The 16,278-nt window shown below is 52.4% G+C and carries 16 protein-coding genes; 7 read left to right on the top strand and 9 right to left on the bottom strand.

Annotated features, from left to right (window positions below; translation table 11 throughout):
* The first annotated feature begins 87 nt into the window (after positions 1-87).
* From lpxC to mutT, 4 genes are all read left to right on the top strand, one after another.
* Positions 88-1,005, top strand: a complete 918-nt coding sequence (gene lpxC, locus FCH32_RS07885) for a UDP-3-O-acyl-N-acetylglucosamine deacetylase (RefSeq protein ID WP_045439825.1) — start codon at positions 88-90, stop codon at positions 1,003-1,005.
* A gap of 281 nt (positions 1,006-1,286) precedes the next feature.
* A complete protein-coding gene (secM, locus tag FCH32_RS07880; RefSeq protein ID WP_115259455.1) occupies positions 1,287-1,793 on the top strand; it encodes a secA translation cis-regulator SecM in 507 nt (168 codons plus the stop codon).
* Between the two features lie 60 nt (positions 1,794-1,853).
* A complete protein-coding gene (gene secA, locus FCH32_RS07875; protein WP_137399712.1) occupies positions 1,854-4,559 on the top strand; it encodes a preprotein translocase subunit SecA in 2,706 nt (901 codons plus the stop codon).
* Positions 4,560-4,615: 56 nt separating this feature from the next.
* Complete coding sequence (gene mutT / locus FCH32_RS07870; RefSeq protein WP_115259453.1) at positions 4,616-5,005, top strand: 8-oxo-dGTP diphosphatase MutT; 390 nt, start codon at positions 4,616-4,618, stop codon at positions 5,003-5,005.
* A 101-nt stretch (positions 5,006-5,106) separates the two neighbouring features.
* On the opposite strand, the gene yacG is transcribed toward mutT, so the two are convergent.
* Genes yacG through coaE form a run of 3 tightly spaced genes read right to left on the bottom strand, consistent with a single transcriptional unit; the run spans position 5,107 to position 6,674 of the window.
* Positions 5,107-5,301 carry a DNA gyrase inhibitor YacG gene (yacG, locus tag FCH32_RS07865; RefSeq protein WP_115259452.1) on the bottom strand — a complete coding sequence of 65 codons (195 nt, stop codon included), beginning with the start codon at positions 5,299-5,301 and terminating at the stop codon, positions 5,107-5,109.
* Between the two features lie 9 nt (positions 5,302-5,310).
* A complete protein-coding gene (zapD, locus tag FCH32_RS07860) occupies positions 5,311-6,054 on the bottom strand; it encodes a cell division protein ZapD (RefSeq protein ID WP_115259451.1) in 744 nt (247 codons plus the stop codon).
* A complete protein-coding gene (gene coaE, locus FCH32_RS07855) occupies positions 6,054-6,674 on the bottom strand; it encodes a dephospho-CoA kinase (RefSeq protein WP_135912586.1) in 621 nt (206 codons plus the stop codon). The genes zapD and coaE overlap by 1 nt, the downstream gene beginning before the upstream one ends.
* 225 nt (positions 6,675-6,899) lie before the next feature.
* Here coaE and FCH32_RS07850 point away from each other — a divergent pair, with 225 nt between their 5' ends.
* The gene (locus FCH32_RS07850) at positions 6,900-7,943 is read left to right on the top strand and encodes a GMP reductase (RefSeq protein ID WP_115259449.1); all 1,044 of its coding nucleotides are present in this window, start codon (positions 6,900-6,902) and stop codon (positions 7,941-7,943) included.
* A gap of 109 nt (positions 7,944-8,052) precedes the next feature.
* Here FCH32_RS07850 and hofC read toward each other — a convergent pair whose 3' ends face one another.
* The 4 genes from hofC to nadC form a co-directional block, all read right to left on the bottom strand.
* Positions 8,053-9,255: a protein transport protein HofC gene (gene hofC, locus FCH32_RS07845; RefSeq protein WP_174360719.1), complete on the bottom strand. Its 1,203-nt coding sequence runs from the start codon at positions 9,253-9,255 to the stop codon at positions 8,053-8,055.
* Positions 9,245-10,630 carry a type II secretion system protein GspE gene (gspE, locus tag FCH32_RS07840; RefSeq protein ID WP_137362002.1) on the bottom strand — a complete coding sequence of 462 codons (1,386 nt, stop codon included), beginning with the start codon at positions 10,628-10,630 and terminating at the stop codon, positions 9,245-9,247. Before gspE ends, hofC begins: the two co-directional genes overlap by 11 nt.
* A gap of 9 nt (positions 10,631-10,639) precedes the next feature.
* Complete coding sequence (gene ppdD, locus FCH32_RS07835; protein WP_115259446.1) at positions 10,640-11,077, bottom strand: prepilin peptidase-dependent pilin; 438 nt, start codon at positions 11,075-11,077, stop codon at positions 10,640-10,642.
* Positions 11,078-11,308: 231 nt separating this feature from the next.
* The gene (nadC, locus tag FCH32_RS07830) at positions 11,309-12,202 is read right to left on the bottom strand and encodes a carboxylating nicotinate-nucleotide diphosphorylase (protein WP_115259996.1); all 894 of its coding nucleotides are present in this window, start codon (positions 12,200-12,202) and stop codon (positions 11,309-11,311) included.
* Between the two features lie 87 nt (positions 12,203-12,289).
* Between nadC and ampD the strand changes: the two genes are divergently transcribed.
* Entirely contained in the window at positions 12,290-12,853 is a 564-nt protein-coding gene (gene ampD / locus FCH32_RS07825; protein ID WP_096758288.1) for a 1,6-anhydro-N-acetylmuramyl-L-alanine amidase AmpD, read from the top strand.
* Complete coding sequence (gene ampE, locus FCH32_RS07820) at positions 12,850-13,704, top strand: beta-lactamase regulator AmpE (protein ID WP_096758287.1); 855 nt, start codon at positions 12,850-12,852, stop codon at positions 13,702-13,704. The genes ampD and ampE overlap by 4 nt, the downstream gene beginning before the upstream one ends.
* Before the next feature lie 81 nt (positions 13,705-13,785).
* On the opposite strand, the gene FCH32_RS07815 is transcribed toward ampE, so the two are convergent.
* A complete protein-coding gene (locus FCH32_RS07815; RefSeq protein ID WP_115259444.1) occupies positions 13,786-14,736 on the bottom strand; it encodes a glycoside hydrolase family 43 protein in 951 nt (316 codons plus the stop codon).
* Positions 14,736-16,142: a glycoside-pentoside-hexuronide (GPH):cation symporter gene (locus FCH32_RS07810; protein ID WP_115259443.1), complete on the bottom strand. Its 1,407-nt coding sequence runs from the start codon at positions 16,140-16,142 to the stop codon at positions 14,736-14,738. Before FCH32_RS07810 ends, FCH32_RS07815 begins: the two co-directional genes overlap by 1 nt.
* Positions 16,143-16,278: the final 136 nt, after the last annotated feature.

Raw genomic sequence — 16,278 nt, 5'->3', positions numbered from 1 at the left:
TTTGGGAATTGTGCCTCTTTGTGCTAAACTGGCCCACCGAATGTATAGTACACTTCGGTTGGATAGGTAATTTGGCGAGATTATACGATGATCAAACAAAGGACTCTTAAACGTATCGTTCAGGCGACTGGCGTCGGTTTGCATACCGGCAAAAAAGTCACCCTGACATTACGCCCTGCGCCGGCCAACACCGGGGTCATCTATCGTCGCACCGACTTGAATCCTCCGGTAGATTTCCCGGCCGATGCCAAATCTGTGCGTGATACCATGCTCTGTACGTGTCTGGTCAATGAGCATGATGTACGGATTTCAACCGTTGAGCACCTCAACGCTGCTCTGGCGGGCTTAGGCATCGATAACATCGTTATTGAGGTTAATGCCCCGGAAATCCCGATCATGGATGGCAGTGCTGCTCCGTTCGTTTACCTGCTGCTTGACGCAGGTATTGAAGAACTGAACTGCGCCAAAAAATTTGTACGCATCAAAGAGACCGTTCGTGTCGAAGATGGCGACAAGTGGGCTGAATTCAAACCGTACAATGGTTTCTCGTTGGACTTTACCATCGACTTTAACCATCCGGCGATTGATTCCAGCACCCAGCGCTATGCGATGAACTTCTCTGCGGATGCGTTTATGCGCCAGATTAGCCGTGCGCGTACTTTCGGCTTCATGCGTGATATCGAATATCTGCAGTCCCGTGGCCTGTGCCTGGGCGGTAGCTTCGATTGTGCCATCGTTGTTGACGATTATCGCGTATTGAACGAAGACGGCCTGCGTTTTGAAGATGAATTCGTTCGTCACAAAATGCTCGACGCGATTGGTGACTTGTTCATGTGTGGTCACAACATTATTGGTGCATTCACCGCGTATAAATCCGGTCATGCATTGAATAATAAATTGTTGCAGGCTGTCCTGGCAAAACAGGAAGCTTGGGAATTTGTGACCTTCCAGGACGATGCAGAACTGCCGCTGGCGTTCAAAGCACCTTCGACCGTACTGGCGTAACGACACCCGTTGTCGCAAAATTCGACTGGTAAATCTGGTACTCTCTCCGGCCAGGTAAGCCAGTCGTTTTTTTTATATACTCACTAACGTAGCCTTTCTCAACGCAAACTTTTCCCTGCCGTAACGTTAAAATAGTGTGCGATCGCTGCTTTGTTGAGCATATTTTCCCATGGCGGGTTGTCATTACTGCTGTGGAGCGGTCGCTTTAATGATAAGATCCGTGCGCAAAAATCGTTTTGAATTTATAACCCCAAATGCAGGGTATATCAGGTGGCAAAAACGTGAGTGGAATACTGACGCGCTGGCGACAGTTAGGCAGACGGTACTTCTGGCCGCATCTCTTATTGGGGATGGTCGCGGCGAGTTTTGGCCTGCCCGCGATTGGTAATGCCGCTGAACCGAATACCCCCGCCAAGGCGACCACCCGTAATCACGATCAATCAGCTAAGGTCAATTTTAGCCAATTGGCGTTGCTGGAGGCGAGCAATCGTCGCCCGAATTTTACCGTCGATTACTGGCATCAGCATGCTATTCGTACGGTTATCCGCCACCTTTCTTTTGCCATGGCTCCTCAGGCGTTACCCGTTGCCGAAGATCCATTGCCGAATCAGGCGCATCATCTTGCTTTACTGAATACGCTCAGCGCGATGCTGACGCAGGAAGGCAACCCGCCGGCGACCGTAAGTCGCGTGACGTATGCCCATTTTACTTCTCAAGCCGCGTTTAGCGTTCCTGTCTGGATAAGCCAGCTGCAGGGGATCCGCGCCGGTCCTCAACGCCTCAGCTAAAAAAAGAACCTTCCAACTATAATTTTTGACTCCGCGCTGCGGGGCGTTTGAGATTTTATTATGCTAATCAAATTATTAACAAAAGTATTCGGTAGTCGTAACGAACGTACACTGCGTCGTATGCGCAAAGTGGTCAACGTCATCAATGCCATGGAACCGGAGATGGAAAAACTCTCCGATGATGAACTGAAAGCGAAGACCGCTGAGTTCCGCGCGCGTCTGGAAAAAGGCGCGACCGTTGAGAGCCTGATCCCTGAAGCATTCGCGGTGGTACGTGAAGCGAGTAAACGCGTATTTGGTATGCGCCACTTCGACGTGCAGCTGCTGGGCGGTATGGTGCTCAACGAGCGCTGCATCGCAGAGATGCGTACCGGTGAAGGTAAAACGTTGACCGCGACGCTGCCGGCATACCTGAACGCGTTAAGCGGTAAAGGCGTACACGTGGTGACCGTCAACGACTATCTGGCACAGCGTGATGCCGAGAATAACCGCCCACTGTTCGAGTTCCTCGGTATGACCGTAGGGATCAACATGTCTGGCCTGCCCGCGCCTGCTAAGCGTGAAGCCTATGCCGCCGATATCACCTACGGTACCAACAACGAATACGGTTTTGACTACCTGCGCGACAACATGGCGTTTAGCCCGGAAGAGCGCGTTCAACGTAAACTGCACTATGCGCTGGTGGATGAAGTTGACTCCATCCTGATCGATGAAGCGCGTACGCCGCTGATCATTTCCGGCCCGGCTGAAGACAGCTCGGAAATGTATAAAAAAGTGAACAAAATCATCCCGCATCTGGTGCGTCAGGAGAAAGACGATTCTGACACCTTCCAGGGCGAAGGCCACTTCTCTGTCGATGAGAAGGCGCGTCAGGTGAACCTGACCGAACGAGGTCTGGTACTGATCGAAGAACTGCTGGTGAATGAAGGCATTATGGATGAAGGCGAGTCACTGTACTCTCCGGGCAACATTATGCTGATGCATCACGTAACCGCCGCGCTGCGCGCGCACGTCCTGTTTACTCGCGATGTTGATTACATTGTGAAAGACGGCGAAGTTATCATTGTCGACGAACACACCGGACGTACCATGCAGGGCCGTCGCTGGTCCGATGGCCTGCACCAGGCCGTTGAAGCGAAAGAAGGCGTGGATATCCAGAATGAAAACCAGACGCTGGCATCCATCACCTTCCAGAACTACTTCCGTTTGTACGAAAAACTGGCCGGTATGACCGGTACAGCGGATACCGAAGCGTTTGAGTTCAGCTCTATCTACAAACTGGATACCGTTGTCGTGCCGACCAACCGTCCGATGATCCGTAAGGATTTACCGGATCTGGTGTACATGACTGAAGCGGAAAAAATTCAGGCTATTATTGAAGATATTAAAGAGCGTACCGCTAACGGTCAGCCGGTGCTGGTGGGGACTATCTCCATCGAAAAATCTGAAGTGGTTTCTAACGAGCTAACCAAAGCCGGTATTAAGCACAACGTGCTGAATGCCAAGTTCCACGCCAACGAAGCGGCGATCGTTGCACAGGCGGGTTATCCGTCAGCCGTGACCATCGCCACCAACATGGCGGGTCGTGGTACGGATATCGTGCTGGGCGGGAGCTGGCAGGCAGAAGTTGCCGAGCTGGAGAACCCGACCGAAGAGCAAATCGCGCAGATTAAAGCCGACTGGCAGGTGCGTCACGACGCGGTATTAGCCTCCGGTGGTTTACACATCATTGGTACCGAACGTCACGAATCTCGTCGTATCGATAACCAGCTGCGTGGTCGTTCTGGCCGTCAGGGGGATGCGGGTTCTTCTCGTTTCTACCTGTCGATGGAAGATGCGTTGATGCGTATTTTTGCCTCTGACCGTGTGTCAGGAATGATGCGTAAACTGGGTATGAAGCCGGGCGAAGCGATCGAGCACCCGTGGGTAACCAAAGCCATCGCCAACGCGCAGCGTAAAGTAGAAAGCCGCAACTTCGATATTCGTAAACAGCTGCTGGAATACGATGACGTTGCCAACGATCAGCGTCGCGCCATCTACACCCAGCGTAACGAACTGCTGGATGTGACTGACGTTAGCGAAACGATTAACAGCATCCGTGAAGACGTCTTCAAAGTCACTATTGATGCCTATATTCCGCCTCAGTCGCTGGAAGAAATGTGGGATATTCCGGGCCTGCAAGAACGTTTGAAAAACGATTTCGACCTCGAGATGCCGATTTCAGAGTGGCTGGATAAAGAACCTGAGCTGCATGAAGAGACGCTGCGTGAACGTATTCTGGCTAACGCCATTGAAGTGTATCAGCGTAAAGAAGAGGTTGTGGGCGCAGAAATGATGCGCCACTTCGAAAAAGGCGTGATGCTGCAAACCCTCGATTCCCTGTGGAAAGAGCACCTGGCAGCAATGGACTACCTGCGTCAGGGTATTCACCTGCGTGGTTATGCGCAGAAAGATCCGAAGCAGGAATACAAGCGTGAATCCTTCTCTATGTTTGCATCGATGCTGGAGTCGCTGAAATATGAAGTGATCAGTACTCTGAGCAAAGTTCAGGTGCGTATGCCTGAAGAAGTCGAAGCAATGGAGCAGCAGCGTCGCGAAGATGCTGAGCGTTTAGCGCAGATGCAGCAACTGAGCCACAAAGATGATGAATCTGCTGTAGCAGAAGAACTTGCTGCGCAGACCGGCGATCGTAAAGTCGGTCGTAACGATCCGTGCCCTTGCGGTTCCGGTAAAAAATTCAAGCAGTGCCATGGTCGATTGAGCTAAGCAAATAACTCACTGAAAAGGCGCAGAATTCTGCGCCTTTTTTATGGATAAACAAAATGAAAATACTGCAAATTGCCGTTGGGATTATTCGTAATCAGCAAAAAGAGATTTTTATTACTCAGCGTGCCGCGGATGCCCACATGGCGAATAAGCTGGAATTCCCCGGTGGCAAAATTGAAGCAGGCGAAACCCCTGAGCAGGCGCTGATTCGAGAGCTACAGGAAGAAGTCGGGATTACACCCGTTCATAGTACGCTGTTCGAAAAGCTGGAGTACGCGTTCCCGGACCGACACATCACGCTGTGGTTCTGGCTGGTCGACAGCTGGGAAGGTGAGCCATGGGGTAAAGAGGGGCAACCGGCGCAGTGGGTTGCGCAGTCTGCACTGAATGCAGAGGATTTTCCGCCGGCCAATGAACCGGTGATTAACAAGCTGATTGCGGGATAATGAACGGTATTCGTAGGCCTGATAAGCGCAGCGTCATCCGGCAGAATGGCATAAAAATGCCGGATGCGGCGTTGCCTTATCCGGCCTACGCTTTAGCAGAATTACTTCTGCTCTTCACTCCAGTCATCGCTTTCTGATAAGTCGCCGGAGCTGGGAATACGCTTCTCTTCTGCGGCCCATTCGCCCAAATCGATTAACTGACAGCGTTTACAGCAAAATGGGCGAAACGGACTCACGTCCCCCCAGACGACGGGTTTACCACAGGTTGGGCAGTTGACGATGGTTTGTTCAGACATGTTTACTCCTTAACAGCACGCCAGGTCAAAATCGAGGCGTTCTGGTACCTGGCCATTTTCGCTATCCAGCGGCATAAAACGAATGGCAAAACGGCTTTTATGACCGGATATCTGCGGGTAGAGCTGTGAATCAAGCGGCAGATGCAAACGTAGCAAATCCGCATCGTCACCGTTATCCTGGTAAAAACCGTTCAGGCTAGTTTGCTTACGGAACGGTGCCGAATTACGGATTAGATCCAGAACCAGCGTCAGCGCCTGAGTCAGTGGATTCAGGCTGGCAAGCCAGTTTTCAACCTGCACATCTCGCTGCGACTGAGGCAGATGCAGCCAGATATGCAGAGTTGGCAAATCAAAACTGCAGCATCCACCAGGAATACTTAAACGCTGGCGTACAAGACCAATCAGGCGATCTTCACGTAGTGTTTGTCCAATACGCGGTGCTGAAATTAAAACGCTGCCTGCGCTTTTTAACTGCTGGCGCAGGGCATCTATTCTGCTTTGATCGACGCCGGGAACTTCAACCCAGGCCTGAAGTTTACGCTGTTGTCGTTCCAGTTCCTTGAGGAGTTCGGTACGGACTTCGCCGCGTTCAAATACATCCAGTAAATCCCCAATATTTCTAAAAAAATGCAGTGCGCCTGCATAATCGGCAATGGGTAAGTTAACGGAGAGTTGCTGAGTCAGAAACTCAATGCGCAGCCATGTACGCATCTTCTCATTGAGAGGGTGTTCAAAAAGGACCTGGGTGTGCATTACGGTTTTTCCTGTGAGACAAACTGCGACGCGCAGTGCAAATAGCGCGCGTGCAGGCGGGCGACATCCGAGGTGATGGCATCCGGTGCGCCATTATTATCAATAACATCGTCAGCCACGGCAAGACGAGCTTCACGTGTTGCCTGGGCTGCCAAAATTTGTTCAACATGTTCGCGTGTCACATCATCACGCTGCATGGTTCGTCTGAGCTGGGTCTCGGGAGTAACATCCACCACGAGTACGCGATTGGCCTTTTTGTACAGTGAGTTTTCAACCAGCAGGGGGACAACCCATAACAGATAAGGAGATGTCGCTTGCTGAAACTGGCGCTGAGTTTCCTGTTGAATCAGTGGATGGAGCAGGGCGTTCAGCCAGGATTTTTCATCAGGATCGGAAAAAATACGTTCGCGTAAAATTCGCCGTTGCAACGTGCCATCTGCGGCGATGAGTTCACTGCCAAAATGTTCAGCAATCGCGTTAAGGGCAGGCGTACCAGGCTCAACAACTTGACGCGCAATAATATCGGCGTCAATCACGTTTATTCCGAGGTCAGCGAACGCATTGGCAACGGTACTTTTACCACTGCCAATACCGCCAGTTAAGGCTACCGTATACCTCATAGATCCGGATCCTGGAGTTTAAGTTTGATTATCAAACAGTTAAAAGTTAAGCATGCGAAGGCGAGGCTGCTGCAGGATTGACCTACTCTGCGCCAGGTAAATTTATGGGATTGTAGCGTAAAAAAAGAGAATTTCGCAGTCTTGCGCGGTATTGATTAGTGCGTATGATAGCGTCACTGGAGTTGTGAGTTTCGATTTTTCGCCATTAACCCCAGGAATCCGCACATGCGTATCGAAGAAGATCTGAAGTTAGGTTTCAAAGACGTTCTTATCCGCCCTAAGCGTTCTACTCTCAAAAGCCGTTCCGATGTTGAGCTGGAACGTCAATTTACCTTTAAACATTCAGGTCAGAAATGGTCCGGCGTGCCAATCATCGCCGCAAATATGGACACTGTCGGAACGTTTGCTATGGCAACCGCGCTTGCCTCTTTCGACATTCTGACTGCTGTACATAAACACTATTCCGTAGAAGACTGGTCTGCTTTCGTTGCGAATGCATCTGCTGATGTCATCAAACACGTGATGGTTTCGACTGGGACATCTGACACCGATTTCGAAAAAACCAAACAAATTCTGGCGCTGAATCCTGCGCTGAACTTCATTTGCATTGATGTGGCAAATGGCTACTCAGAGCATTTCGTTCAGTTTGTGTCGAAAGCACGCGAAGCATGGCCGACGAAAACAATCTGTGCCGGTAATGTGGTGACCGGTGAAATGTGTGAAGAGCTGGTGCTTTCTGGCGCGGATATCGTCAAAGTCGGTATTGGTCCTGGTTCTGTTTGTACCACACGAGTAAAAACCGGCGTGGGCTATCCGCAGCTGTCAGCGGTTATCGAATGTGCGGATGCTGCACACGGTCTGGGCGGTATGATTGTCAGCGATGGCGGTTGCACGATGCCGGGTGACGTGGCAAAAGCGTTTGGCGGCGGTGCAGACTTCGTCATGCTGGGTGGTATGCTGGCCGGTCACGAAGAAAGCGGCGGTAAAGTGGTGGAAGAGAACGGTGAGAAATTTATGCTGTTCTACGGTATGAGCTCTGAGTCCGCCATGACGCGTCACGTGGGTGGTGTTGCCCAGTACCGTGCAGCAGAAGGTAAAACCGTTAAGCTGCCACTGCGCGGTCCGGTTGAGAATACCGCCCGTGATATCCTCGGCGGCCTGCGTTCTGCCTGCACTTACGTCGGCGCGTCTCGTCTGAAAGAGTTGACCAAACGTACAACCTTTATTCGTGTGCAGGAACAAGAAAACCGTATTTTCAATAGCCTGTAAGAACACATAGCACGCTGTAAAATGCCTGATGGCGCTCAGCTTATCAGGCCTACGTTCATGATTTTCGTAGGCCGGATAAGGCGTTTACGCCGCCATCCGGCATCTGAATTTACCCCATTCCGCTCATCGCATCTCCCAGATGAAAAATCGGTAAATACATCGCCACTACCAGCGTGCCGATAATTAATCCCGTAATCACAAGCAATGCAGGCTCAAGCAGCGCAGCCAGATTCTCGGCCTGAGACATTGTGTTTTCGCTATGATGCCGGGCCAAATTATGCAACATCGCATCCAGCGAGCCGGAAGCTTCACCGGTTCTCACCAGCTGTAAACACAGTGGACTAAATTCTCCTGCATTTTTCAGCCCTTGCCAGACCGGTTTTCCGGCACTGATGTCTCGGTGTACCTGCGCTAATCGTTGTGACCAGAAAGGGCAGGCGAGGGTTTCCGCTACGCTCTCCAGACCTTGTAGAAAGGGAATTCCCGCGTTTTGCGTCAACGCCAGAACGGTGAAGATCTGCGTGAGTTTTTGGCCCCTGACCAGCGGTCCCATAACCGGACAGCGCAGCAAAAAACGCTGACGCAGAATAAGCCAGGACGGTTTTTGCTGTATCAGGCTATATGTCACCCCCAGCACCAGGCCGAGTAATCCGATCATCCATCCCCATCGACTGCTGTAATGGGCAAGGGTCATAATCCCCTGCGTTAACGCCGGTAGCGGGGTGTTGAACGTACGATAGATGGCGGCAAATTCAGGTAGTACAAAGTGCAGCATCGCGATGACGACCATTACCGCCATGGTGAGAATGATGACTGGGTAACGCAGTGCTTTTTTAACTTTATCGGTCAGCTGCTGCTGTTGTGTCTGCTGGCGGGCCAGTTCAAAACAGCAGACGTCCAGTTTGCCGGTAAGCTCTCCGGTGCGAATCATCGCCTGGTAAAGTGGCGGAAAAACGTGTTGCCAACGCGACAGCGAGGCGGACAGTGACATACCTTGTTCCATGTCGTAAGCCAGCGAGCGCAGTAGTGCCTGCCACTGATTGCTGGGATGCTGGTCGGCAAGCAGTGTTAATCCGTCGCAAAGCGTCAACCCTGCTTTCAGTAATGTGGCTAACTGGTGTATGACTTCCGTGCTTTGTTCTCTACGCCAGTGCGAGGTTTTAACACGCATACTCTTAATACGAGTTGGCGTAATGTGCAGTTGTTGCAGCGCATAGACCAGCGAGGGGCGATCGTCCGACCATAGCGCCCCTTCTGCTGGCTGACCCTGAGCGTTTATGCCTTGCCATCGCCAGAGTTGCTTAACGGGCATGGGGCATGCCCAGTACACGGATGAGCTCTTCAAACGTCGTTAACCCTCTTTCAACCGCCTGACATCCGTTCTCGAAAAGTGAATTCATTCCCGCCTGATGGGCGCCGGATTCCACTATGTCAGCAGTGGTACCGTTAGCGATGAGCTGGCGCACTGTGGGTGTGATGGGCAGAACTTCAAACAGCGCCGTGCGGCCATAAAATCCCTGATAGCAGTGTTCGCAGCCTGGAGCCTGCCAGCGCGGAAGCGGCGTGGGCCAGAGCGATGCTGGCAGCGTGACCGGGACATCAAGGCGCTGCCGACAATGGGGGCACAGCTTTCTGACTAATCGCTGGGCGATAACCAGCGTCAGCGCGGAGGCGATCATCCATCGGGCGACGCCCATTTGCTGCAGGCGTACCAGTGTTTCACTGGTGGAGTTAGTATGCAGCGTTGAAAGAACCAGATGACCGGTTTGCGCGGCTTTAAGGGCGATCTCTGCTGTTTCACCGTCGCGGATTTCACCCACCATAATAATGTCGGGATCCTGGCGCAGCAGTGCACGTAATACACCCTGAAACGTCAGGCCTGCGCGTGGGTGAATTTGCGTCTGGTTTACCCCGTCAATCGGGATCTCAACCGGATCTTCTACACTACACAGATTCACCTCCGGGGTATTTCGGGTTTGTAGCGCGCTGTAAAGCGTGACCGTTTTGCCACTTCCGGTCGGACCGGTGACCAGAATCAACCCTTGAGGCTGCTGTAAGGCTTGCGCAAAGGCGACCATCTGCGCGTCCTGCATACCCAGCGCGTTAATTTCCAACGCCTGCTCAACCTGATGCAGCAGGCGTAACACCACTTTTTCTCCGTAGCGACAGGGGAGTGTCGCAATGCGAAATGAGATGGGGGCACCTGAAATCTCAACGGTAAATTGCCCATCCTGCGGTAGTCGGTGCTCGGCAATGTCCAGACTGGCCAGCACTTTTAACCTTGCGGTAAGCGCAATACCCCTCTCCGTCAACACCTCCGGTAACGTGTGCAGCACGCCATCTACGCGTAGCCGTATCCGATAGTGATGTTGTGCGGGCTCAATGTGAATATCAGATGCCCGTTTTACCAGCGCGGATTGTAGCGTCTGTGTGAGTAATTCTGCTGCTGTCGCGCTGCTTTCAGGGATGACCGCTGGCAGCATTTGCCGCGGTTTGTGCGCATGACCTTCCATTTGCTGGCGCGTCCAGCACACGATGTCGATGCGTCTGGTCGTGGCAAAATGCAGTGCATCCAGCAGTTCGTGGGAAGGCGCATCCACGACGGCGATGTGAACCACGTCATTGTCTGCATCCAGTAATATTCCTTGATAGCGTTGGCATAGTGCCGTCAGTTGCGTGGTATTCATCTTTGTTCCTTAGTTGGCATCAAAACGGAAAACGTCTTCACAGGCCTGCTGCAAAGCACCGTCATTTTGGATGTTGCAATTACGGCTCCAGCCGGTAATACCGTTGGCATTGTCCCAGTTGGGTGTCAGGGTGACGCTCAGACCGTTGAGGCTTTCCTGCCCGGTGAGGCTGACGACGCCTTTTTCGACGCTCATGCCGGAGACATAGCGCGTGGTGGCAGGAGAGGGAATACCATTGGCCCCGGCATCACAGGTATCCGTACCACCATGCTCCAGCGCGCAGAGCTCGACAGCAGTACGATAGGGGACAAAGGTTTGCAGCATGTCGGTCAGTGCCGCCTTACGTAGATAGTTCTGATAAGCCGGAATACCGATGGCGCTGAGAATGGCAATGATGCCAATGACCACCATCAGTTCGATAAGCGTGAAGCCTCGTTGCTTGTCCATAGTTCGCTCCTTGAGTTAGCTGACGCTACTGTGGCAAACCGGAAGGTACTTAGGCGAGGGGCAAAAAATAGAACGGGAAGGCAGGTTCAGAGGGTTTTTACGAAATTACACAAGCAGACAACGTATTTGCGAGGGAATGCGAAGAAACTGCCGGATGGCAGCGTAAATGCTTTATCCGGCTGGGGTTGTAGGCCCGATAAGCGAAGCGCCATCGGGCATTACCATGAGCAATTAACGAAAACGCATGGAGAGATCGAGCGCGCGCACATGCTTGGTCAGAGCACCGACGGAGATGAAATCCACGCCGGTTTCGGCAAATTCACGCAGCGTTTCATAGGTGACGTTTCCTGAAACCTCCAGACGCGCCTGGCCGTTGGTCCGTTTTACCGCTTCGCGCATTTGGTCGGTCTCGAAATTGTCGAGCATGATGATGTCCGCCCCGGCTTTCAGCGCGTCGTCCAGTTCATCCAGACTTTCCACTTCCACTTCAACAGGAACGTCCGGATGCAGCCAGAAGGCTTTCTCTACGGCCTGACGCACCGAGCCAGAGGCAATAATGTGATTTTCTTTAATCAGGAAAGCGTCAGAAAGTCCCAGACGGTGATTCGCGCCACCGCCGCACAGCACGGCATATTTTAGCGCGGTACGTAGCCCTGGCAGGGTTTTACGCGTATCCAGTAGCTGCGTCTTTGTCCCTGTCAGCAGGTCGACGTAGCGGCGTACTTCACTGGCGACGCCGGACAACGTCTGCACAAAGTTAAGGGCAGTGCGTTCGCCGGTCAGCAATACGCGGGAGGGGCCGTCCAGTTCAAACAATGGCTGATTCGCTTTAATGCTGTCGCCATCTTCAACGTGCCAGCTGATTTTTACATCATCGCCAGCAAGTTGAATAAAGACCTCTTCCACCCAACGTTTTCCACAAAAAACGCCCTCTTCGCGGGTAATCACGGTGGCGTGGGAGCGCATATCCTCTGGCAAAAGTTGTGCAGTGATATCGTTCCTGGCATCAACGTCGCCGCCTAAATCTTCACGCAGCGCCTGAGCGACAGCGGCAGGGATATCCAGGTTGATGCGTTCCAACAGCGCGTCACGTCGGGAGTCAGGGTTATAGCGGCGAGGCGGCATGATAAAACTCCAAATAGCTAACGAATCATAAGAGAGAAACATGCTACCCTGAACCCGATATGAGCACCACCAATAAGGAGATTCTGCATGTTGTTAGATAAGGGTTGGCTGGCGGAGGCGCGACGCGTTCCTTCTCCTCATTATGATTGCCGCCCGGATGACGAAAACCCTTCTTTGCTGGTAGTGCATAATATTAGCCTGCCGCCGGGTGAATTTGGTGGTCCGTGGATCGACGCGTTATTCACGGGAACAATTGATCCTAACGCCCATCCTTTTTTTGCTGAAATCGCCCATTTGCGCGTTTCGGCCCATTGTCTGATTCGCCGCGATGGTGAAATCGTCCAGTATGTCCCTTTTGATAAACGTGCCTGGCATGCGGGCGTGTCGAACTATCAGGGACGTGAGCGTTGTAATGATTTTTCGATCGGTATTGAGCTGGAAGGGACGGATACGCTGGCCTATACCGATGCGCAGTACCAGCAGTTGGCGGCTGTAACGCATGTCCTGATTCAGCGTTATCCGGCGATTGCCAATAACATAACTGGGCATTGCAATATTGCGCCCGAGCGTAAGACCGATCCTGGCGCGTCTTTTGACTGGGAAAGGTTTCGCGCTCTGGTCACCCCCTCGTCACACAAGGAGATGACATGACGCTGTTTACAACATTACTGGTGCTGATCGTTGAGCGCTTGTTTAAGCTGGGTGAACACTGGCAGCTCGATCACCGAACGGAAGCCTTTTTTCGCCGGATTAAGCATTTTTCTATGGCCCGAACCCTTGGCATGACAATGATAGCGATGGGGGTGACATTCCTGCTGCTGCGTGCGCTGTACGGGCTGCTGTTTAACGTTCCGCTGCTGGTGGTGTGGATCTTAATTGGCGTGCTGTGCATCGGCGCGGGTAAGGTGCGTCTGCATTATCATGCGTACCTGAATGCGGCGTTGCGCAATGATGCCCATGCCCGTGAGGCGATGGCCAGTGAGTTAACGCTGATCCATGGCGTCCCGCCGGAGTGCAATGAGCGTGAGTATTTACGCGAGCTGCAAAATGCGCTGTTGTGGAATAACTTTCGCTTTTATCTGGCACCGCTGTTCTGGCTGATTGTCGGCGGCGCGTGGGGTCCGGTGACGCTGGTCGGTTATGCCTTTTTACGTGCATGGCAGTCCTGGCTGGCACGCTATCAGACACCGCATCAGCGTTTGCAGTCAGGAATTGATGCGATCCTGCATGTGCTGGACTGGATCCCCGTGCGGTTGGCGGGTGTGGTTTATGCGCTGTTGGGGCATGGTGAGAAGGCGCTGCCTGCGTGGTTTGCTTCTCTGGCGGATTTGCATACTTCGCAGTATCAGGTGTTAACACGTCTGGCGCAGTTCTCGTTGGCGCGCGAACCGCACACCGATAAAGTCGAAACGCCAAAAGCCGCCGTGGCGCTGGCGAAAAAGACATCGTTTGTGGTGGTGGTGATTATTGCGTTACTGACCATTTATGGGACATTAGTATAGCGTTATGCCGGATGGCGCTAACGCTTATCCGGCCTACACCATATGTAGGCCCGGTAAGCGCAGCGCCACCGGGCAATGGTTTTAGAATGTATCAGCAGGCGGGATGCCGAAATCCGGCATGCCGTTTTCGTCCCAGCGTACGAGTTTCAAACGTGTATGGCGGTTGGGATCGTATAGCGGGTCGCCCTCAATCTCGGTGTAGTTCCTCGCATGGTACACCAGTACATCTTCCCCTTCCGGCGTTTGCGTAAAGCTATTATGTCCCGGTCCGAACTGACGATTCTCGTAGCTGGTGGTAAAGACAGGACGCGGAGATTTGTGCCAGTTATCCGGGTTCAGTGGATCGGCACTGAGATCAATCCACAGTAACCCCATGCAGTAGTTTTCGTCGGTGGCGCTGGCGGAATAGCTGATGAACAGTTTGTCGCCGTGCACCATCACGGCAGGGCCTTCGTTGACCCAAAAGCCACGGCACTCCCAGTCGTACTCTGGATGACTGAGCATTACCGGCTCGCCTTTAATCGTCCACGGATTTTCCAGCTCCGCGAGATAAATATTGGAATTCCCGGCAATATCGGGGGATTTTTGCGCCCACAGATACCACTGCTTTCCCTGGTGGTTAAAAGTGGTGGCGTCCAGGGCGAAGGTATCAAACTGCGTTTTAATCTGGCCTTTCTCTGTCCAGGTGCCGGTTAGCGGGTCGGCATCAGCACACTCGAGGGCGAACATGCGGTGCTGGAACATTCCCAGCTTGTCGAGTGCCTGAGTGTGCGTAGCGGCAAAATAGATGTACCACTTGCCAGCAATATGATGGATCTCCGGTGCCCAGATCAGTTCGCTCATCGGGCCGCTGTCTGGTTTGCGCCAGACAACCACCGCAGCGGCGGTGCGTAGTCCTTCCAGGGAGTCAGCCCGCCGGATCTCCAGACGATCGTATTCCGGTACAGAAGCAATGAAATAATAGTGGCTGCCGTCACGGAGAATAAACGGATCGGCACGCTGTTCGATAAAGGGGTTAGGCCACTGATTCATCAGGCTTTCCTTGCATTTTCAGGAGATTTAATGTCGTGATACTCATTCAATTCACGGTAGTTGGCGCGACGCTTTTCCAGGTCTGACTGGATTTGCTGCATAAACTCGCGGTCAACTTTCAGCAGACGAACTACGCCAGCAGTAATCAGATAGCCCACGCCCGGAATAAGGGTGAACAGCAGCATGATACCGTTAATGGCGGACTCGCTTTGTGCTTTAGCACCTGCGTCGTAACCGTACCAGGAGAGCAGGAATCCGACCATTGCCCCGGCAATCGCCAGACCCAGTTTCAGGAAGAACAGGTTGCCGGAGAAGCTGATACCGGTGATGCGTTTTCCGGTCTTCCACTCGCCGTAGTCATCGACATCGGCCATCAACGACCAGTGCAGCGGAGAAGGGATCTGATGCAGGATGTTGAGCAGGAAGTAGAGCACCATAATCATCACGGTAGCTTTTGGATCGAAGAAGTAAAACGCGCCAGAGAAAATCGCCAGTACGATATTGGTCCAGAAGAACACTTTCAGTTTGCACCAGCGGTCGGTTAACACCTTCGCCAGGATACTGCCGATCATCATGCCGACAACGCCGAGGCTAATAAACAAGGTGGCAAAGTGCGTGCTTTGTTGCATAACCCAGGTGACGTAGTACATGGTGGCAGCCATGCGAATAAAGCCCGGGCAGACGTTGCACAGGGTTAACAACAGGATTTTTACCCACTGATCGTTCTTCCAGACATCTTTCAGATCGGCTTTTAAATCGTCGTTGGTCTGGACGGCAGGACGCACGCGCTCGCGTACTGTCGCAAAGCAAAACAGGAACATGCACATGCCAATAAAGGCCAGCACGGCCATCGCCATCTGATAGCCCTTCGCTTTGTCTTCTCCACCGAACCAGTCAGCCATCGGCAGCAAAGTGAGAGAAAGTAGCAGAGTGGCAATGCCCACCAGCACAAAGCGATAAGATTGGCAGGCGACACGCTCTTTCGGGTCGTTGGTGATGACGCTGCCGAGTGAGCAGTAGGGAATATTGATCGCCGTGTAGGTGATAGACAGCAGGAAGTAAGTGACAAACGCATAGATAACTTTGCTGTTGTACGTCCACTCTGGGGTGGTAAACATCAGTACGCTGAATAATGCGTAGGGGAAAGCCATCCATAAAAGCCATGGACGAAACCGACCATATTTACTGCGTGTGCGATCGGCCATTGCGCCCATTATAGGGTCAGTTACGGCATCAATAACGCGAACTGAGAGTAATAAAACGCCGACCAATGCAGGGGCGAGGCCAAATATGTCAGTATAAAAATAGTTAACAAACAGCATGATAGCGCCAAATATGATGTTGCATCCGGCATCGCCCATACCATAGCCGATTTTTTCTTTCACCGACAGTTTACTGGTTTCCATCAACTGCGCTCCATAAATAAGATATGGAGAGAATTATTGTCTGGTGAACGTGTTTTTGCGTTGCAGGATAGCGCCGCTGATATGGATGAAATAGTCGTCTGTGGGAAAGTGTGAGGCAGGTAACACCCCCTGCCTT

Origin of the sequence: Citrobacter gillenii (assembly GCF_013337685.1) — a bacterium.
In the GTDB taxonomy this organism is placed as follows: Bacteria; Pseudomonadota; Gammaproteobacteria; order Enterobacterales; family Enterobacteriaceae; genus Citrobacter; species Citrobacter gillenii.
The sequence above is the reverse complement of the archived record's forward strand: the minus strand, read 5'-3'. Positions and strand labels throughout refer to the sequence as shown.